The organism is Streptomyces sp. SID5469 (assembly GCF_009862865.1).
Classification (GTDB): domain Bacteria; phylum Actinomycetota; class Actinomycetes; order Streptomycetales; family Streptomycetaceae; genus Streptomyces; species Streptomyces avermitilis.
Genome location: NZ_WWIN01000001.1, coordinates 6,227,363 through 6,246,255 on the forward strand (window position 1 = coordinate 6,227,363; position 18,893 = coordinate 6,246,255).

The 18,893-nt window shown below is 72.0% G+C and carries 16 protein-coding genes and 1 tRNA gene; 15 read left to right on the forward strand and 2 right to left on the reverse strand.

Annotated elements, in window-relative coordinates:
• The first annotated feature begins 145 nt into the window (after positions 1–145).
• On the forward strand, positions 146–427 hold the full coding sequence (locus GTY58_RS26785; RefSeq protein ID WP_007382399.1) for an HU family DNA-binding protein: 282 nt from the start codon (positions 146–148) through the stop codon (positions 425–427).
• A gap of 180 nt (positions 428–607) precedes the next feature.
• Here GTY58_RS26785 and murA read toward each other — a convergent pair whose 3' ends face one another.
• The gene (gene murA / locus GTY58_RS26790) at positions 608–1,954 is read right to left on the reverse strand and encodes a UDP-N-acetylglucosamine 1-carboxyvinyltransferase (RefSeq protein WP_010986532.1); all 1,347 of its coding nucleotides are present in this window, start codon (positions 1,952–1,954) and stop codon (positions 608–610) included.
• Between the two features lie 278 nt (positions 1,955–2,232).
• On the opposite strand from murA, the gene GTY58_RS26795 reads away from it, so the two are divergent.
• The 11 genes from GTY58_RS26795 to GTY58_RS26845 all read left to right on the forward strand — a co-directional run bounded on the left by GTY58_RS26795 (position 2,233) and on the right by GTY58_RS26845 (position 14,821).
• Positions 2,233–2,805, forward strand: a complete 573-nt coding sequence (locus tag GTY58_RS26795) for a YqgE/AlgH family protein (protein WP_037649897.1) — start codon at positions 2,233–2,235, stop codon at positions 2,803–2,805.
• A 29-nt stretch (positions 2,806–2,834) separates the two neighbouring features.
• The gene (locus GTY58_RS26800) at positions 2,835–3,131 is read left to right on the forward strand and encodes a DUF3039 domain-containing protein (RefSeq protein ID WP_010986534.1); all 297 of its coding nucleotides are present in this window, start codon (positions 2,835–2,837) and stop codon (positions 3,129–3,131) included.
• 366 nt (positions 3,132–3,497) lie between these two features.
• Positions 3,498–4,757, forward strand: a complete 1,260-nt coding sequence (locus GTY58_RS26805) for an extracellular solute-binding protein (protein ID WP_137951790.1) — start codon at positions 3,498–3,500, stop codon at positions 4,755–4,757.
• A 4-nt stretch (positions 4,758–4,761) separates the two neighbouring features.
• On the forward strand, positions 4,762–5,724 hold the full coding sequence (locus GTY58_RS26810; protein WP_010986536.1) for a sugar ABC transporter permease: 963 nt from the start codon (positions 4,762–4,764) through the stop codon (positions 5,722–5,724).
• Entirely contained in the window at positions 5,721–6,566 is an 846-nt protein-coding gene (locus tag GTY58_RS26815; RefSeq protein ID WP_010986537.1) for a carbohydrate ABC transporter permease, read from the forward strand. The genes GTY58_RS26810 and GTY58_RS26815 overlap by 4 nt, the downstream gene beginning before the upstream one ends.
• Before the next feature lie 22 nt (positions 6,567–6,588).
• Entirely contained in the window at positions 6,589–8,301 is a 1,713-nt protein-coding gene (locus tag GTY58_RS26820; RefSeq protein ID WP_037649960.1) for a beta-N-acetylhexosaminidase, read from the forward strand.
• 236 nt (positions 8,302–8,537) lie between these two features.
• Positions 8,538–9,431, forward strand: coding sequence for an FAD binding domain-containing protein (locus GTY58_RS26825; RefSeq protein ID WP_037649893.1), 894 nt, complete (start codon positions 8,538–8,540; stop codon positions 9,429–9,431).
• Positions 9,428–10,990: a (2Fe-2S)-binding protein gene (locus GTY58_RS26830; RefSeq protein ID WP_010986540.1), complete on the forward strand. Its 1,563-nt coding sequence runs from the start codon at positions 9,428–9,430 to the stop codon at positions 10,988–10,990. The genes GTY58_RS26825 and GTY58_RS26830 overlap by 4 nt, the downstream gene beginning before the upstream one ends.
• Positions 10,987–13,293 carry a molybdopterin cofactor-binding domain-containing protein gene (locus tag GTY58_RS26835; RefSeq protein WP_010986541.1) on the forward strand — a complete coding sequence of 769 codons (2,307 nt, stop codon included), beginning with the start codon at positions 10,987–10,989 and terminating at the stop codon, positions 13,291–13,293. Before GTY58_RS26830 ends, GTY58_RS26835 begins: the two co-directional genes overlap by 4 nt.
• The gene (locus tag GTY58_RS26840) at positions 13,290–13,436 is read left to right on the forward strand and encodes a hypothetical protein (protein ID WP_154696735.1); all 147 of its coding nucleotides are present in this window, start codon (positions 13,290–13,292) and stop codon (positions 13,434–13,436) included. Before GTY58_RS26835 ends, GTY58_RS26840 begins: the two co-directional genes overlap by 4 nt.
• 194 nt (positions 13,437–13,630) lie before the next feature.
• A complete protein-coding gene (locus GTY58_RS26845; protein WP_010986542.1) occupies positions 13,631–14,821 on the forward strand; it encodes an SUKH-4 family immunity protein in 1,191 nt (396 codons plus the stop codon).
• 80 nt (positions 14,822–14,901) lie between these two features.
• Here the strand turns inward: GTY58_RS26845 and GTY58_RS26850 are convergent.
• Positions 14,902–14,973 (reverse strand) — tRNA-Cys (locus tag GTY58_RS26850).
• Positions 14,974–15,278: 305 nt separating this feature from the next.
• On the opposite strand from GTY58_RS26850, the gene GTY58_RS26855 reads away from it, so the two are divergent.
• The 3 genes from GTY58_RS26855 (at position 15,279) to GTY58_RS26865 (ending at position 18,842) form a co-directional block, all read left to right on the forward strand.
• Positions 15,279–16,733: an MFS transporter gene (locus GTY58_RS26855; protein ID WP_010986543.1), complete on the forward strand. Its 1,455-nt coding sequence runs from the start codon at positions 15,279–15,281 to the stop codon at positions 16,731–16,733.
• Complete coding sequence (locus GTY58_RS26860) at positions 16,703–16,852, forward strand: hypothetical protein (protein ID WP_154696736.1); 150 nt, start codon at positions 16,703–16,705, stop codon at positions 16,850–16,852. The genes GTY58_RS26855 and GTY58_RS26860 overlap by 31 nt, the downstream gene beginning before the upstream one ends.
• 193 nt (positions 16,853–17,045) lie before the next feature.
• The gene (locus tag GTY58_RS26865; RefSeq protein ID WP_010986544.1) at positions 17,046–18,842 is read left to right on the forward strand and encodes a DEAD/DEAH box helicase; all 1,797 of its coding nucleotides are present in this window, start codon (positions 17,046–17,048) and stop codon (positions 18,840–18,842) included.
• The last annotated feature ends 51 nt before the right edge of the window (positions 18,843–18,893 follow it).

Below are 18,893 nucleotides of genomic sequence, written 5' to 3' on the forward strand. Positions count from 1 at the left end.
GCTTTCCCGCCGCAGGTGGGGGCAGGATGCGTCTTCGGGCGCGAGGGTCTGACGACGGACCCGGGTCCGGGGACTCACCGAGGACCCTGGCAGCATCGGCTTCGATCTCACGCCTCAACGGCAAGAAGAACACGGGAGTAACAACATGAACCGCAGTGAGCTGGTGGCCGCGCTGGCCGACCGCGCCGAGGTGACCCGCAAGGACGCCGACGCCGTTCTGGCCGCGTTCGCCGAGACCGTCGGCGAGATCGTTGCCAAGGGCGACGAGAAGGTCACCATCCCCGGCTTCCTGACCTTCGAGCGCACCCACCGTGCCGCTCGCACCGCGCGTAACCCGCAGACCGGCGACCCGATCCAGATCCCGGCGGGCTACAGCGTCAAGGTCTCCGCGGGCTCGAAGCTCAAGGAAGCCGCCAAGGGCAAGTAAGCCCGTCCGTACGCCTGCGGGACGGCGTACGAGACCCGGCAACGCCAATGGGGCGGCCACCCTCACCGGGTGGCCGCCCCATCGTCGTACGTACGCTTCCCGCGCCTGCCGTGCCTGTCCGGGACCCCGGACCCCCAGCCGGGGCGGTGTCGCCCGCGGCCGGGGTTGGTGGGGCTGGGGTCAGGCGAGTGCCTTGCCGGGCAGTTCGACCTTCGCGCCGAGTTCCACGAGCTTCTCCATGAAGTTCTCGTAGCCGCGGTTGATCAGGTCGATGCCGTGCACCCGCGAGGTTCCCTGGGCCGCGAGGGCCGCGATCAGGTACGAGAAGCCGCCGCGGAGGTCGGGGATGACCAGGTCGGCGCCCTGGAGCTTGGTGGGGCCGGAGACGACCGCCGAGTGCAGGAAGTTGCGCTGGCCGAAGCGGCAGTCGGAGCCGCCGAGGCACTCGCGGTAGAGCTGGATGTGCGCGCCCATCTGGTTGAGCGCGGAGGTGAAGCCGAGCCGGGACTCGTACACCGTCTCGTGGATGATCGACAGGCCCGTGGCCTGGGTGAGGGCCACGACCAGGGGCTGCTGCCAGTCCGTCTGGAAGCCGGGGTGCACGTCCGTCTCCAGCGCGATCGACTTCAGCTGGCCGCCGGGGTGCCAGAAGCGGATGCCCTCGTCGTCGATCTCGAAGGCGCCGCCGACCTTGCGGTAGGTGTTCAGGAACGTCATCATCGAGCGCTGCTGGGCGCCGCGGATGTAGATGTTGCCTTCGGTCGCCAGCGCCGCGGACGCCCAGGAGGCGGCCTCCAGGCGGTCCGGGAGGGCCGCGTGGGTGTAGCCGCCGAGCGAGTCGACACCCGTGATCCGGATGGTGCGGTCGGTGTCCATCGCGATGATCGCGCCCATTTTCTGCAGAACGCAGATCAGGTCCTCGATCTCCGGCTCGACCGCCGCGTTGGCCAGCTCGGTGACGCCCTCCGCGAGGACGGCCGTCAGCAGCACCTGCTCGGTGGCGCCCACGGAGGGGTACGGCAGCTGGATCTTGGTGCCACGCAGCCGCTGCGGAGCCTCCAGGTACTGGCCGTCCGCCCGCTTCTCGATCTTCGCGCCGAACTGCCGCAGCACCTCGAAGTGGAAGTCGATCGGCCGGCCGCCGATGTCACAGCCGCCCAGGCCCGGAATGAACGCGTGCCCGAGGCGGTGCAGCAGCGGGCCGCAGAAGAGGATCGGGATACGGGACGAACCCGCGTGCGCGTCGATGTCCGCGACGTTCGCGCTCTCGACGTGCGACGGGTCCAGGACCAGTTCGCCCGGCTCCTCTCCCGGGCGGACCGTCACCCCGTGCAGCTGAAGCAGTCCGCGCACGACGCGCACGTCGCGGATGTCGGGGACGTTGCGCAGCCGGCTCGGCTCGCTGCCCAGCAGGGCGGCGACCATGGCCTTCGGCACGAGGTTCTTCGCACCGCGGACCCGGATCTCGCCCTCGAGCGGGGTTCCGCCGTGGACAAGCAGTACATCGTCTGAGCCGTTGACGGTCATGTATCTCGCGTTCCGATGAGTTGGGCAGGGGGGCGTCGGCAGGCCAGTTGGGCGGCGCCGAAGAAGCAAGCGTAATGGCCCCCCACCCCCCTTCAGTAAGCCCGAGTAGCTCCCAGCAACGTCATAGCTTTGCCACAACACGAACCGTGCCTAATCGGACACACGGGGTCACCGTTCGGGGCGTGCGCTCGGGGCGCACCGATGCGCCCTGAGCTGCATTCACTCGCGTACCCGTATTGCCTCCCCACTTGAAGGGAAGATGCGGGATCATGTCTGGCATGACCGAGGTGTCCTCGCTCACAGGGCGGCTGCTCGTGGCCACGCCCGCCCTGGCGGACCCGAACTTCGACCGCGCGGTGGTGCTCCTCCTCGACCACGACGAGGAGGGCTCGCTGGGTGTCGTCCTCAACCGGCCCACGCCGGTCGACGTCAGCGACATCCTGGAGGGCTGGGCGGACCTCGCGGGCGAACCCGGCGTCGTCTTCCAGGGCGGCCCGGTCTCCCTCGACTCGGCGCTGGGTGTCGCGGTGATCCCCGGCGGCGCCTCCGTCGACGGGGCGCCCCTCGGCTGGCGGCGTGTGCACGGCGCGATCGGCCTGGTCGACCTGGAGGCACCGCCCGAACTGCTCGCCAAGGCCCTCGGCAGCCTGCGGATCTTCGCGGGGTACGCGGGCTGGGGCCCGGGCCAGCTGGAGGACGAGCTGGTGGAAGGCGCCTGGTACGTCGTGGAGTCGGAGCCGGGCGACGTCTCCTCCCCGTCGCCCGAACGCCTGTGGCGCGAGGTGCTCCGCCGCCAGCGCAACGAGCTGGCGATGGTGGCCACGTATCCGGACGACCCGTCGCTCAACTGATGGGCCCGGGCTTCAGTACCCTTGGCGGCATGAGCACTCTTGAGCCTGAGACCCAGCCCCAGCGAGGCACTGGGACGGGGACCCTCGTAGAGCCGACACCGCAGGTGTCGCACGGCGACGGGGACCACGAGCGCTTCGCCCACTATGTCCAGAAGGACAAGATCATGGCGAGCGCCCTCGACGGCACACCCGTCGTGGCCCTCTGCGGCAAGGTGTGGGTCCCGGGCCGGGACCCGAAGAAGTACCCCGTATGCCCCATGTGCAAGGAGATCTACGAGTCCATGGGCGCCGGCGGGGACAAGGACAAGGGCGGCGACAAGAAGTAAGGCGCGCGCCCCGGCGGGGCGCAGTGACGCCTTCGCGGCCTTCGGCCTGTGCCGTGCGGACCGTGCACGACCGCGGTACTCCCCGATAGGGGGTGCCGCGGTTTTGTCGTGCCTGGGGCAGGGCGCGCGGGGGAGCGGTCGAGAGGATTGGTTGAGACCTCTCTTCGCTCATGCCTCTTGTGGGCATGTTCATGTACTCCATAGCCTCCGGTGTGTTGTGCAGAGCAAAACCGTCATTGCGCATGATGCAACGCCCCCCACCGGAGGAAGCTCGTGAAGCTCGCAGTGCCCCTGGCCCGCACCGCCCGTACGCCTCGCCCGCCCCGAACGGCCGTCTCCCTCGCGGCGCTTGCCGTCGCCGCGGTCCTGACCGTCACCGCCACCGCCTGCGCCCCGCAGAGCTCCGGCAACTCCTCCTCCGGCAAGGACGAGAAGACCGGCACCCTGCGGGTCTGGCTCTTCCAGGAGGTCGACAACAAGCCGAAGCAGCAGGTCGTCGACGAGACGGTCGCCGCTTTCCGGAAGGCCCACAAGGGCACCGAGGTCAACGTCGAGTACATCCCCGTCGAGACCCGCGCCCAGCGCGTCAAGGCCGCCTTCAACGACCCCAAGAGCGCGCCCGACGTCATCGAGTACGGCAACACGGACACCGCCGGCTACGTCAGGGACGGCGGGCTCGCGGACGTCACCCGGGACTTCACCGGCTGGAGCGAGTCCAAGGACACCGACCCGACGGCCAAGCAGTCGGTGACGGTCGACGGCAGGATCTACGGCGCCCCCTACTTCGTCGGCGTACGCGCCCTCTACTACCGCACCGACATCTTCAAGGAGCTTGGACTCGAAGTACCCAGGACGCAGGCCGAGTTGATCGCGACCGCGAAGCAGATCCGGGCGGCGAAGCCGGACCTGTACGGACTCGCCGTCGGCGGCGCGTACACGTACGGCGCGATGCCCTTCATCTGGTCCCACGGCGGTGAACTCGCGCAGGGCAAGGGCGGCTCGTACTCCTCGACCATCGACAGCGCGGCCGCCCGGAAGGGCATCAAGGCGTACACCTCCCTCTTCGGCGACGACAACTGCCCCGCCGCCAAGTGCGCGGGCATGGGCGGCAACGACACGGTGACCGCGTTCGCCTCCGGCAAGGCGGCCATGGCGATCGGCGGCGACTTCAGCCACCAGGCGATCGAGGCGGGCAAGGTCAAGGGCGCGTACGCGGTCGTGCCGCTGCCGGGGCTGAAGCCGGGTGACATCGCGCCGGCGTTCGCGGGCGGCAACAACATCGGTGTCCTGAAGAGCACGACACACCGCACACTCGCCGTCGACCTGATGAAGCGGCTCGCGTCGAAGAAGACGCAGAGCGAACTCTTCGACGCCATGGGCTTCCTGCCGACGTTCTCGGACGTGCGGGAGCAGGTCGCGGCGAAGGAACCGTTCGTCAAGCCCTTCGTCCGGACCCTCGCCGCGGGCGCGAAGTTCGTGCCGGCCTCGCCCGCCTGGGCGGGGATCGACTCGTCGCTGGTGCTGCCGACGATGTTCCAGCAGGTCATCAGCGGCAAGAAGGACGTGGCGGCCGCCTCGGAGGAAGCCGCCAAGAAGATGAACGACGCGTTCAGCTCCGCGGGTTGAGCGGATGACGACGCACAACACCGCCCTCGGTGAACGCACCGGGGGCGCGGTGGCCGACAAGGCCGTCGGGGCTCACCCCGGAAGGCGCCCCCGGGGCGCGGCCCGGACGCCCTGGATCTATCTCGCCCCCGCCCTGGTCGTCCTCGGCGGGCTGCTCGTCTACCCCGTCTACCAGCTCGGCCTGATCTCGTTCCTGGAGTACACGCAGGCCCAGGTCAGCGGCGGGGAGCCGACCACCTTCCAGGGGTTCGGGAACTACGCGACGCTCTTCGGGGACGAGCAGTTCTGGCAGGTGCTGCTGGCCACGGTGGTGTTCGCGGCGGCCTGCGTGGTCTCCACCCTGGCCGTCGGATGCGCGCTCGCCGTGCTGCTGACCCGGGTCCGCGCCCTGCCGCGCCTCGCGCTGATGCTGGCCGCGCTCGGCGCCTGGGCGACCCCGGCGATCACCGGCTCGACGGTCTGGCTGCTCCTCTTCGACCCCGACTTCGGGCCCGTCGACCGGATGCTCGGCCTCGGCGACCACTCGTGGACGTACGGCCGTTACAGCGCCTTCGCGCTCGTCCTCCTGGAAGTCGTCTGGTGCTCCTTCCCGTTCGTGATGGTCACGGTGTACGCCGGGATCCGCGCCGTACCCGCCGAGGTCCTGGAGGCCGCCGCCCTGGACGGCGCCTCGCAGTGGCGCATCTGGCGCTCGGTACTGGCGCCGATGCTCCGGCCGATCCTGGTGGTCGTCACCATCCAGTCGGTCATCTGGGACTTCAAGGTCTTCACGCAGATCTACGTGATGACGAACGGGGGCGGCATCGCGGGCCAGAACCTCGTCCTGAACGTGTACGCGTACCAGAAGGCGTTCGCGTCGTCCCAGTACAGCCTCGGCTCGGCGATCGGCGTGGTGATGCTGGTGATCCTGCTGGCCGTCACCCTCGTCCATCTGCGGCTGTTGCGCGGGCAGGGGGAGGAACTGTGACCTCGATACGAGGGCTGGTGCGCCGGCCCTGGCGGCTCGCCGCCGAGGCGTCCGCGCTGCTGATCGCGGTCGTCGTCGCGTTCCCGCTCTACTGGATGGTGCTGAGCGCCCTCAAACCGGCGGGCGAGATCGAGTCGACGCGGCCGCGGCCCTGGACGCTGTCCCCCTCGCTGGATTCCTTCCGGCGCGTCTTCGAACAGCAGGAATTCGGCCGCTACTTCCTCAACAGCCTGGTGGTGGCGTGCTCCGTGGTCGTCGTCTCCGCATTGATCGCCTTTCTCGCGGCGACCGCGGTGACCCGATTCCGCTTCCGATTCCGGACCACCCTGCTGATCATGTTCCTGGTCGCCCAGATGGTGCCCGTGGAAGCCCTGACGATCCCCCTCTTCTTCCTGATGCGGGACTTCGGTCAGCTGAACACGCTCGGCTCGCTGATCCTGCCCCACATCGCCTTCTCGCTGCCGTTCGCGATCTGGATGCTGCGGGGCTTTGTGAAGGCCGTTCCGGACGCGCTGGAGGAGGCCGCGTACATCGACGGGGCGAGCCGGGCGAGATTCCTCTGGCAGATCCTTTTCCCCTTGGTCTTCCCGGGGCTGGTGGCCACGAGTGTCTTTTCCTTCATCTCGGCCTGGAACGACTTCCTGTTCGCCAAGTCCTTCATCATCAGCGACACGTCCCAGTCGACGCTGCCGATGGCTCTCCTCGTCTTCTACAAACCGGACGAGCCCGACTGGGGCGGTGTGATGGCGGCGTCCACGGTGATGACGATTCCGGTGCTGGTCTTCTTCGTACTCGTGCAACGGCGGCTCGTGTCGGGCCTCGGCGGAGCGGTAAAGGACTGACGTGACCGACGTGACCGACGTGATGGCACTGATTCCCGCGCCCCGGCACGTGGGGGCGTGCGGCGAAGGCTTCTTCGAGTTGGGCCCGGACACCCGGCTGGCGGCGGGTGCCGGGACCGAACGGACCGCGCGATGGCTGCGCGGCACGATCGGGGCGGCCACCGGCTTCCCGCTCGCACCGGGCGACGGCGGGATCAGGCTGTCCGTCCACCCGACGGTGACCAGGGACCTCGGCGAGGAGGGCTACCGGCTCGCGGTCACGCCGGACGCGGTGCACCTGGTCGGCGGCGGCCCCGCCGGGCTCTTCTGGGGCGCCCAGACCCTGCGGCAGCTGCTCGGTCCCGGCGCCCACCGGCGGGCGCCGCTGCCCGGCGGGCAGTGGCGGCTGCCGCTGACGCACATTCAGGATTCGCCCCGGTTCCCCTGGCGCGGCGTCATGCTCGACGTCTCCCGGCACTTCATGCCCAAGGACGGCGTCCTGCGCCACCTGGATCTGATGGCCGCCCACAAACTCAACGTCTTCCACTTCCACCTCACCGACGACCAGGGCTGGCGCATCGAGATCAAGCGGTACCCGAAGCTCACGGAGGTCGGATCCTGGCGGGCGCGCACCAAATTCGGCCACCGCGCTTCACAACGGTGGGAGGAGAAGCCGCACGGCGGCTTCTACACGCAGGACGACATCCGCGAGATCGTCGCCTACGCGGCCGAGCGGCACATCACCGTCGTCCCCGAGATCGATATCCCGGGCCACTCGCAGGCCGCCATCGCCGCGTATCCGGAACTCGGCAACTCCGACGTCATCGACACGACCTCCCTGACGGTCTGGGACGACTGGGGCGTCTCCAAAAACGTACTCGCCCCCACTGACAACACCCTGCGCTTCTACGAGGGCGTGTTCGAGGAACTCCTGGAGCTGTTCCCGGCCGACGCCGCCGCGTTCTCGGCCTTCGTCCACATCGGCGGCGACGAGTGCGCCAAGGACCAGTGGAAGCAGTCGCCCGCCGTCCAGGCCCGCATCGAGGAGCTGGGGCTCACGGGCGAGGACGCGCTCCAGGCGTGGTTCGTCCGGCACTTCGGCACCTGGCTCGCCGCGCGCGGGCGCCGGCTCATCGGCTGGGACGAGATCCTGGAGGGCGGGAGCCGCGCCGCAGGGACACGTGCCGAAGCGACACGCGCCGCAGGGACACGCGCGCCCGGAGGTGAGACGGCGGACATCGGCCTCCCGGAAGGGGCCGCCGTCTCCTCGTGGCGCGGCTACCAGGGCGGCATCACGGCCGCCCGCGCGGGCCACGACGTCGTCATGTGCCCCGAACAGCAGGTCTACTTGGACCACCGCCAGGACGGCGGCGCGGACGAGCCGGTGCCCATCGGGTACGTGCGCACCCTGGAGGACGTCTACCGCTTCGAGCCCGTTCCGCCGCAGCTCACCGAGGACGAGGCGCGCCATGTGCTGGGCACCCAGGCCAATCTGTGGACCGAGGTGATGGAGGACCACGCACGCGTGGACTACCAGGCGTTCCCGCGGCTCGCGGCCTTCGCCGAGGTCGCCTGGAGCGCGCTGCCCGCCCCCGCCGAACGGGACTTCGCCGACTTCGAGCGGCGGATGACCGCCCACTACGGACGGCTCGACGCCCTGGGAGTGGCCTACCGCCCGCCCACGGGACCGCTGCCCTGGCAGCGGCGGCCGGGTGTGCTCGGACGCCCGATCGAGGGGCCGCCCCCGAACGCGTAGGGGAACGTGTGAGGGAAAACCGCACAAGAGTCACTGAAGAGTGGCAATGCGCACCGACGGGTGATGCCGTGCCAAAACGGACCATCTCCCAGGTGACGGGGGCGAATGCCTCCTAGCGGACCCCCGCGTCGACAGTCGGGGAAGATGTGCCAGAGTTGCCACGTCCGCCCTGTCAGCACGTACCGTACGCGCAACACAGGTGGGACCAGGTGGGGCAGCGGGAAGGGGCAGCCGGTTTGACCACGCACGCACCGCAGGCGGCGCAGGCCGTGACGCTGCCCGGTTCACTGGACGAGGCCGTGGCGGCCCTGGCCGCCATGCCGACCGCCGTTCCGGTGGCGGGCGGCACCGACCTCATGGCCGCCGTCAACTCCGGGCAGCTGCGGCCCGCCGCCCTCGTCGGGCTCGGCCGCATCAACGAGATCCGCGGCTGGCAGTACCAGGACGGCCACGCCCTGCTCGGCGCGGGCCTCACCCACGCACGCATGGGACGCCCCGACTTCGCGGCCCTCATCCCCGCCCTCGCGGCGGCGGCCAGGGCCGCGGGCCCGCCGCAGATCCGCAACGCGGGCACCCTGGGCGGCAACATCGCGTCGGCCGCCCCCACGGGGGACGCGCTGCCCGTGCTGGCCGCCCTCGAAGCCACGCTGATCATCGCGGGCCCGGGCGGCGCCCGCCGCGAGATCCCGGTCTCGCACCTGCTCGCCGGCATGGAGATGCTCCGCGGCGGCGAACTCATCGGCTACGTGCGCGTCCCGCTGCTGCACGCCCCGCAGGTCTTCCTGAAGGCGACCGGACGGACCGGGCCCGGGCGCGCCACCGCCTCGGTGGCGCTCGTCCTCGACCCCGCCCGGCGCGGGGTGCGCTGCGCGGTGGGGGCCATAGCGCCGATGCCGCTGCGCCCGCTGGAGGCCGAACAGTGGGTCGCCCAGCTGATCGACTGGGACAACAGCCGCACGATCGTGCCGGAGGCCCTCACGGCCTTCGGGGACTACGTCGCCGCGGCCTGCATCCCGGATCCCGTACCGGCCGAGGACGGCTCCGTGGAGCAGTTGCCGGCCGCCGTACTGCACCTGCGGCGCACCGTCGCCGCGCTGGCCCGACGAGCACTGGGGAGGGCACTGTCGTGACCGACGACCAGCACGGAGAGGGCACCCCTCAGGGGCGCACCCACGGAGCCTGGGAGCGGCTGCCGCAAGGGGACTACGACGACGGGGCGACCACCTTCGTCCAGCTTCCCGAGGGCGGCATCGACGCACTCCTGGCGTCGGACACCCCGCTGGCCGCCCCCGGCCACGGCTACGTGCCCCCGCCGATCACGGCCGCGCCCGGCGCCGACGCCGACCCGTCGGCCCCGGGAGCCTGGGGCGCGCCCGTCGAGGGCGTCCAGTGGCCCGACCCGGGGCCCGCGTCCCCGGACGTCGCCCAGGACGCCTTCATGTACAACCCCGGCGGCACCGGGCAGTGGGCCTTCGAGGAGTCGGCGCGGGGTGACGCCGCCTCCGGGCACGACGTGACCGGGCAGTGGTCGATCCCCGTGGCCGACGGTGATCTACCGGACGAATCGGGTGAGTTCAGCGCCTCGTCGCTGGTCGAGCAGTGGGGCGGCACCCCGCCCGCCACGCTCCCCGGCGGCGCGGCCGCGCCGTGGGCGACGGAGCCCGCCGGGCAGCTGTGGTCCCCGGAGTCGGAGGAAGCGGCGGGTCACCCGGGCCCGGAATTGCCCGCCGAAGCCCCTGTGGAGCCCTCCGGCGGGCCGTACACGGGTTTCGGGGCGGGAGCCGATCCCGGGGCGCCCGAGGCCGCCCAGGAGGCTCCTGAGCCCTCCGGCGCCCTCGATGCGACGGAGACCCACGAGACGGCTGGGGCGGCGGAGGCCGCGGACGCTCCCGACGCCGAGCCGGCCGCCGAGGAACCGCCCGTCGCCGGGGACCCGCAGGCCGCCGTCGAACCCCCGGCCGCGGAGCCGTCCGGTTCCGGCCCCGACCCGTCCGCGGCTTCGCAGGCGCAGGGCGCGTCCGCCGAGGAGACCGGCGCCGACGACCCCGCTTCCGCGCACCACCACGACGAACACCCCGTGGCCTCCTACGTCCTGCGTGTCAACGGCGCCGACCGGCCCGTCACCGACGCCTGGATCGGCGAGTCGCTGCTCTACGTGCTGCGCGAGCGGCTCGGTCTCGCGGGCGCCAAGGACGGCTGCTCGCAGGGCGAGTGCGGGGCCTGCAACGTCCAGGTCGACGGGCGGCTCGTGGCGTCCTGCCTGGTGCCCGCCGTCACCGCCGCGGGCAGCGAGGTGCGCACCGTCGAGGGGCTCGCCGTCGACGGGCGGCCCTCGGACGTGCAGCGGGCGCTCGCCAAGTGCGGCGCCGTGCAGTGCGGTTTCTGCGTACCCGGCATGGCGATGACCGTGCACGACCTCCTGGAGGGCAATCCCGCGCCCACCGAGCTGGAGGCCCGCCAGGCGCTGTGCGGCAACCTGTGCCGCTGCTCCGGCTACCGCGGGGTCCTGGACGCCGTGCGCGAGGTCGTCGCCGAACGTGAGGCGCACACCGAGGCCGAGTCGGCGCAGGACGCCGACGAGGCCCGTATCCCGCACCAGGCGGGCCCCGGAGCGGGCGGCGTCAACCCCTCGGCGTTCGACCCCCCGGACGCGCACCACCGGTACGGCCAGGACGGAGGCCAGGCGTGAGCAACGAAGCCGCCACCGCGACCACGGCGGCCGCCGCGGCCGCCCCCGAACCGCTGCCGCACGGCCTCGGCGTCTCCCTGCCGTCCGCCGACGCCCGCGCCAAGACGGAGGGCACCTTCCCGTACGCGGCCGACCTGTGGGCCGAGGGCCTGCTGTGGGCCGCCGTACTGCGCTCCCCGCACCCGCACGCCCGCATCCTCTCCATCGACACCACCCACGCGCGCGAGATGCCCGGTGTTCGGGCCGTCGTCACCCACGAGGACGTGCCGGGCCAGGTGCCGCACGGCCGCGGCACAGCCGACCGCCCGGTGTTCGCCTCCGAGGTCGTACGCCACCACGGAGAGCCCCTCGCGGCCGTCGCCGCCGACCACCCGGACACCGCGCGCATGGCCGCGGCCGCCGTCATCGTCGAGTACGAGGTGCTCGACCCGGTGACCGACCCGGAACAGGCCTTCGAGGCCGAACCCCTGCACCCCGACGGCAACCTGATCCGGCACATCCCGCTGCGGCACGGCGACCCGGACGCGGCCGGCGAGGTCGTGGTCGAGGGCCTGTACCGCATCGGCCGCCAGGACCCCGCCCCGATCGGCGCGGAGGCCGGTCTCGCCGTGCCCCGCCCCGACGGCGGGGTCGAGCTGTACGTGGCCTCCACCGACCCGCACGCCGACCGCGACTCGGCCGCCGCCTGCTACGGCCTCGAACCCGACCGCGTGAAGGTCGTCGTCACCGGAGTGCCCGGTGCCACCGCCGACCGCGAGGACCAGGGCTTCCAGATCCCGCTCGGGCTGCTGGCCCTGAAGACGGGCTGCCCGGTCAAACTCACCGCAACGCGCGAAGAGTCCTTCCTGGGGCACGTCCACCGGCACCCCACCCTGTTGCGCTACCGCCACCACGCGGACGCCGACGGCAGGCTGGTGAAGGTCGAGGCGCAGATCCTGCTGGACGCGGGCGCGTACGCGGACACCTCCGCGGAGGCGCTGGCGGCGGCCGTCTCCTTCGCCTGCGGCCCGTACGTCGTCCCCCACGCGTTCATCGAGGGCTGGGCGGTACGCACGAACAACCCGCCCTCCGGGCACGTACGCGGCGAGGGCGCCATGCAGGTGTGCGCCGCGTACGAGGCGCAGATGGACAAGCTCGCCAAGAAGCTCGGCATCGACCCGGCGGAACTGCGGATGCGCAACGTGATGGCCACCGGGGACGTCCTCCCGACGGGCCAGACGGTGACGTGCCCGGCCCCGGTCGCCGAACTGCTCCAGGCCGTGAGGGACTTCCCCCTGCCCGCGCTCCCCAAGGACACGCCCGAGGAGGAGTGGCTGCTCCCGGGCGGCCCCGAGGGCGCGGGCGAACCCGGCGCCGTACGCCGTGGCGTGGGCTACGGGCTCGGCATGGTGCACATGCTCGGCGCCGAGGGCGCGGACGAGGTATCCACGGCGACGGTGAAGGTGCACGACGGCGTCGCCACCGTCCTGTGCGCGGCGGTGGAGACGGGCCAGGGCTTCACGACCCTCGCCCGGCAGATCGTCCAGGAGACGCTGGGCATCGACGAGGTGCACGTGGCGCCGGTCGACACGGACCAGCCGCCGGCCGGCGCGGGCTGCCGGGGCCGCCACACCTGGGTGTCGGGCGGAGCCGTGGAACGCGCCGCGAAGATGGTGCGCACCCAGCTGCTCCAGCCCCTGGCGCACAAGTTCGGCATGTCCACGGAGCTGCTGCAGATCACGGACGGCAAGATCACGTCGTACGACGGGGTGCTGTCGACGACCGTCACGGAGGCGCTGGACGGCAAGGAGCTCTGGGCCACCGCCCAGTGCCGGCCGCATCCGACCGAGCCGCTGGACGCGGTCGGCCAGGGCGACGCCTTCGTGGGCCTCGCGTTCTGCGCGATCCGCGCGGTGGTGGACGTCGACATCGAACTGGGCTCCGTACGGGTCGTGGAACTCGCCCTCGCCCAGGACGTGGGCCGGGTGCTCAACCCCGCGCAGCTCGCCGCGCGCATCGAGGCGGGCGTCACCCAGGGCGTCGGCATCGCGTTGACGGAAAACCTGCGCACCGCGCGCGGGCTGGTGCGCCACCCCGACCTCACCGGGTACGCGCTGCCGACCTCGCTGGACGCGCCCGACATCCGCATCGTCAAGCTCGTCGAGGAACGGGACGTCGTCGCCCCCTTCGGCGCGAAGGCGGCCAGCGCGGTGCCGGTGGTGACGTCACCGGCGGCGGTCGCCGCGGCGGTACGGGCGGCGACCGGCCGGCCGGTGAACCGTCTGCCGATCCGCCCGCAGGCGGCGGTGGTGACGGCGCCATGACGCGGCCGCAGCCGCCCGGCGTGCGGGAAACGGAGCCTCCGCGCTACGAACCCGCGCCCGCCGTCGGGAAGCTGCTGCTGGTGGTGCTGCTCTTCGTGCTGGCGGCGGTGGTCGTGGTGCTGGGCGGCGTGTACCTCACGTGATGCCCTGATGCCCTGATGCCCTGATGCCCTGATGGCATCAGGCGCGCCCGGATCGGGCTGTGGCTGGACCAGAAACCGGGGCGGGGCCTGGGTTTTCGGGCGTTGTCAGTGGGGCGGCGTATCGTTCTTCGCGATGGGGGACGGCCGTGGGGGCAAGGCCTTTCCGCTCTGGGGACGAGGCACGCGGGGGAACGATGAGCACGACTGAAGCGGGTGGCGTGATCACGCTGACCGAGGCGGATCTGGACCCGTACGTCACGCACGCGCGGACGCGGCAGTGGCTCACGGGACCCGGGCTGCCGGCCGACAGCGCGCTGCTGGGATTCGACGCCCTGCGCGAGGCGACGACGCCGCCGCGGCCCGGGCTGCGCCGCGTGGCGGACCTGGTGGACGACGCGGAGAAGCTCGCCGGGGAGCTGCGGGACCAACTGGTCATAGGGGCGCTGCGGACCTTCGACCGGGACCTGGAGTCGGTCGTGCTCGACGGCGCGACGGGCGCGGTCTCGACGACGTACTTCCACGGGAGCGCGAGTCTGATGGACCGCTCCCCGCTGGCCCCCTCCCTGGAGGCGCTGGTGCGGTTCGCGGCGGCCACGGAGGAACTGGCGGGCTCCCGCGGGCAGTTCGCCGCGTACGAGGGGCGCCATGGCCCGAAGGCGGTGGCGGCGGCGTCGGAGCAGCTGTCGGCGGTCTTCACCTCGACGGCGGGCGACGACGTGGCGCCGTACTGGCGGATGGCGGCCCTGATCCGCCCCCTCGCCCGGATCGCCGGCCCCGGCGCGGGCCTCGCCCTCGACCTGCCGCCGCGCCTGCTGGACGAGGAGTTCGGTGCCTTCGGGATCGTGCGCTTCGAGGACGTCGACTTCCCGGCCGCGCTCACGCACGAGCCGACCCGGCGCTTCCTGCGCGAGGTGGGCCTGCCGGAGAACGGCTACTGGTTCGAAGTCGACACGGACGTACCGCTGCCGACGCTGGCCGAGCACTACGCGGACGAGCTCTCCGGCGCCTTCACGGACGGCGAGCTCCCCGCCGGGGCGGACCACCTGATACGCCTCGGCCACCTCCTGGAGGACACGAGCCTGGTCGTCGACGGCGCCACGGGAGCGGTCCTGTGCTGGAGCGAGCCCGACGGCATGCTGCGCCCGCTCAACACCGACATCTCCACGCTCGCGTTCACGGCGTGGCTGCTGCACCGCGAGAAGGCGCTCGACGCGGACCACGACCTGACGGGGTCCTACGAGCAGCTGGCGGCCACGATGGCCCAGACCCTGGCCCTGGTCGACCCCATGGCCTGCGACCCCACCCCGGTGACCCCGCAGGACGACGGCCTGCGCTACTGGCCGGACGCGTTCGAGGACCAGGCGGGCGGCGGGCTCTACGCCTAGGCCCGTTCCGCCGGCGGGTCAGAGGCCCGATACGACATCGGGCCGACCACCCGCCAGTGGTCGGCCGCGACGCGGTAGGGAGGCCGTGGCGGGAATTGAACCCACGTACCTCGCTTTGCAGGCGAGTCCCTAAGCCACTCGGGCACACGGCCGTTCTCAGGTGCGGCACGGCTCACTCGTTCCGAACCTGATGGGTCGACCGTAGGGCGGGCGGGCCGTGGGGCTCAAGAGGCGCGGGGGCCCTGCAACAGGACTGCCATACGCCGTTCATGAACGACGGTCGTGCGCCGTTCATGAAGCGACGGTCGTACGGCGTTCGTGAGGCGACGGCCGTGCGGCGTTCGTCTAGGGGTGGATTCGCGGCCTTTGCTGAGCGATGGTCGTACGACCAAGGTCCTAGCCGGTCACCATCTCCCGACAGGGGTCAATCGGGTCTACGGCCCTTACTCTGACCTGCATGAGTGCCCTGGAACCCCGCGACGCCGCCGTCGCAGACACCTCCGCCGCAGACGCCTCCGCCGTCCCGCCCGCGCCCGACGGAGAAGGTGTGCTGGGGCGGTCGTACCGGGCGCTGAGCATCGGGATCGTCTCCGTCGTGCTGCTCATCGCCTTCGAGGCGACGGCGGTCGGGACGGCGATGCCGGTCGCGGCGCGTGAGCTGGACGGGGTCTCGCTGTACGCCTTCGCCTTCTCCGGGTACTTCACCACGAGCCTCTTCGGGATGGTGCTCGCCGGGCAGTGGTCCGACCGGGGCGGTCCGCTCGGCTCGCTGACCGCCGGCATCGCCGCCTTCGCCGCCGGGCTGCTGCTGTCCGGGACCGCCGGGACGATGTGGCTGTTCGTCCTGGGGCGGGCCGTGCAGGGGCTCGGCGGCGGCCTGGTGATCGTCGCGCTGTACGTGGTCGTCGGGCGGGCCTATCCGGGGCGGCTGCGGCCGGCGATCATGGCGGCGTTCGCGGCGTGCTGGGTGATCCCGTCGATCGTGGGCCCGCTGGCGTCGGGCGCGGTGACCGAACACCTGGGCTGGCGGTGGGTGTTCGTCGGCATCCCGGTGCTCGTCGTCTTTCCGCTCGCGCTCGCGCTGCCCCGGATACGGCGGCGGGCGGGCCGTCCGGCCGCCGGCGTGGCGGCACCCTTCGACGCCCACCGCATCCGCCTCGCCCTCGGTATCTCGCTGGGCGCCGCACTCCTTCAGTACGCCGCCCAGGACCTGCGCGCGCTGTCACTCGTCCCGGCCGTCGCGGGCGCCGCGCTGCTCGTTCCGGCCGCCCTCGGCCTGCTGCCCCGCGGCACCTACCGGGCGGCGCGCGGGCTGCCGTCCGTCGTGCTGCTGCGCGGGGTCGCGGCGGGGTCCTTCGTCGCCGCCGAGTCCTTCGTGCCGCTGATGCTGGTCACCCAGCGCGGGCTGTCGCCGACGCTCGCCGGGTTCTCGCTCGCGGCGGGCGGCGGCACGTGGGCGCTCGGCTCCTTCGTGCAGGCGCGGGCGCGCGTGGAGCCGTACCGGGACCGGCTGATGACGCTCGGGATGGTGCTGGTCGCCGCCGCCATCGCCGCCGCGCCCAGCGTGCTGATCGACGCGGTGCCGGTGTGGACGGTCGCCGTCGCCTGGGCGTTCGGCTGCTTCGGCATGGGGCTGGTCATCTCCTCCAGCAGCGTCCTCCTGCTCCACCTCTCCGCCCCCGAGGAGGCCGGCGCCAACTCCGCCGCGCTACAGATCTCCGACGGCCTGTCCAACGTGCTCCTGCTGTCCGCGGGCGGTGCCGCCTTCGCGGCGCTGGGCGGCGGTACCGTCACCGATGCCGCCACGGCGGCGTCCGGCTCCCATCCCGCCGCCTTCGCCGCCGTGTTCCTGCCGATGGCGGCGGTGGCGCTGGTGGGGGCGTGGGTGACGACACGGCTGCGGGAGCGGTGATCCGCCTCGCCGATCCGGCCCGCGCCGCCCAGGTCACCACGTACCCGCTGGTCATCGGCGTGGCCTCCGGCGCGGAGGCCGGCACCGGGGTGATCGCGGGGCTGCGGAGCGTGCTGTGAGCTGGGTCCCATCGACGGGTGACCCGGCGTCTTACGCACGTTGGGACAACCGGGTCGCCGGTAGGGTGGCCCGGTTGTCATACGTAGCCGAGCCGCCTGACCCCCCTCGCCGAGCCGCCCGCCCGTCCCCCCACCGCCTTGCCCGACGCGCCGCGCGCGGCCCCTTCGATTCGACCCCTTTTCTACGGAGACCGTGACTACCACCGCCGCCAGCGCCTCCTCGCACCACCTCTCTCCCGCCTTCCCCGGCCGTGCCCCCTGGGGTACCGCCAGCAAGCTGCGTGCCTGGCAGCAAGGGGCGATGGAGAGGTACCTCCAGGAGCAGCCGCGTGACTTCCTCGCCGTCGCCACGCCCGGCGCCGGCAAGACGACCTTCGCGCTGACGCTCGCTTCCTGGCTGCTGCACCACCACGTCGTGCAGCAGGTGACCGTGGTCGCGCCGACCGAGCATCTGAAGAAGCAGTGGGCGGAGGCCGCCGCACGGGTCGGGATCAAACTCGATCCCGAGTACAGCGCGGGACCGCTCAGCAAGGAGTACGACGGCGTCGCCATCACGTACGCCGGTGTCGGGGTGCGCCCGATGCTGCACCGGAACCGGGCCGAGCAGCGCAAGACCCTCGTCATCCTCGACGAGATCCACCACGCCGGTGACTCCAAGTCGTGGGGCGAGGCCTGCCTGGAGGCCTTCGAACCGGCCACCCGCCGGCTCGCCCTCACCGGTACGCCCTTCCGGTCCGACACCAACCCCATCCCCTTCGTCACATATGAAGAGGGGAACGACGGGATCCGGCGGTCCGCCGCCGACTACACGTACGGATACGGGTCCGCCCTCGGCGACGGGGTCGTGCGGCCCGTCATCTTCCTGAGCTACAGCGGCAACATGCGGTGGCGCACCAAGGCCGGCGACGAGATCGCCGCCCGGCTCGGCGAGCCCATGACCAAGGACGCGATCAGCCAGGCCTGGCGTACGGCACTGGATCCGCGCGGCGAGTGGATGCCCAGCGTGCTGCGCGCCGCCGACCGCCGGCTCACCGAGGTCCGCAAGGCCATCCCGGACGCCGGCGCCCTCGTCATCGCCTCCGACCAGGAATCGGCCCGCGCCTACGCCAAGCTGATCCGCGAGATCACCGGGACCAAGGCGACCCTCGTCCTGTCCGACGACACCGGCGCCTCGAGCCGCATCGACGAGTTCAGCCACAGCGACGACCGCTGGATGGTCGCCGTCCGCATGGTGTCCGAGGGCGTCGACGTGCCCCGGCTCGCCGTCGGGGTGTACGCCACCACCATCTCCACCCCCCTCTTCTTCGCGCAGGCCGTCGGCCGTTTCGTACGGTCCCGGCGCCGCGGCGAGACCGCCTCCGTCTTCCTCCCCACCGTCCCCGACCTCCTCACCTTCGCCAACGAGATGGAGGTCGAGCGCGACCACGCCCTCGACAAGCCCAAGAAGGAGGGCGAGGAGGACCCGTACGCCGAGTCCGAGAAGGAGATGGAGGAGGCGAACCGGGAGGAGGACGAGGACACCGGGGAGCAGGAACAGTTCTCCTTCGAGGCGCTGGAGTCCGAGGCCGTCTTCGACCGGGTCCTCTACGACGGTGCCGAATTCGGCATGCAGGCCCACCCGGGGAGCGAGGAGGAGCAGGACTACCTGGGAATTCCGGGGCTGCTGGAGCCCGACCAGGTGCAACTCCTGCTCCAGAAGCGGCAGGCCCGGCAGATCGCGCACAGCCGCAAGAAGCCGGACGAGGAGGCCGACCTCGTCGAACTCCCCGCCGAACGGCGTCCCGTCGTCACGCACAAGGAGCTGCTGGAGCTCCGGAAGCAGCTCAACACGATGGTGGGCGCGTACGTGCACCAGAGCGGCAAGCCGCACGGAGTGATCCACACCGAGCTGCGGCGCGTGTGCGGCGGCCCGCCGAGCGCGGAGGCGACGGCGGGGCAGCTGCGGCAGCGGATCGCCAAGGTGCAGGAGTGGGCCACCCGGATGCGCTGACCTGCCTGGGCCCCGGATGCGGTGACCGGTCCGGGGAGTCCGGTCCGGGTA

Coding starts and splice junctions, on each gene's coding strand:
- GTY58_RS26810 (WP_010986536.1), top strand. CDS start 4,762: ATGACGACGCACAACACCGCCCTCGGTGAACGCACCGGGGGCGCGGTG.
- GTY58_RS26820 (WP_037649960.1), top strand. CDS start 6,589: ATGGCACTGATTCCCGCGCCCCGGCACGTGGGGGCGTGCGGCGAAGGC.
- murA (WP_010986532.1), bottom strand. CDS start 1,954: ATGACCGTCAACGGCTCAGACGATGTACTGCTTGTCCACGGCGGAACC.
- GTY58_RS26855 (WP_010986543.1), top strand. CDS start 15,279: ATGAGTGCCCTGGAACCCCGCGACGCCGCCGTCGCAGACACCTCCGCC.
- GTY58_RS26800 (WP_010986534.1), top strand. CDS start 2,835: ATGAGCACTCTTGAGCCTGAGACCCAGCCCCAGCGAGGCACTGGGACG.
- GTY58_RS26845 (WP_010986542.1), top strand. CDS start 13,631: ATGAGCACGACTGAAGCGGGTGGCGTGATCACGCTGACCGAGGCGGAT.
- GTY58_RS26795 (WP_037649897.1), top strand. CDS start 2,233: ATGACCGAGGTGTCCTCGCTCACAGGGCGGCTGCTCGTGGCCACGCCC.
- GTY58_RS26840 (WP_154696735.1), top strand. CDS start 13,290: ATGACGCGGCCGCAGCCGCCCGGCGTGCGGGAAACGGAGCCTCCGCGC.
- GTY58_RS26785 (WP_007382399.1), top strand. CDS start 146: ATGAACCGCAGTGAGCTGGTGGCCGCGCTGGCCGACCGCGCCGAGGTG.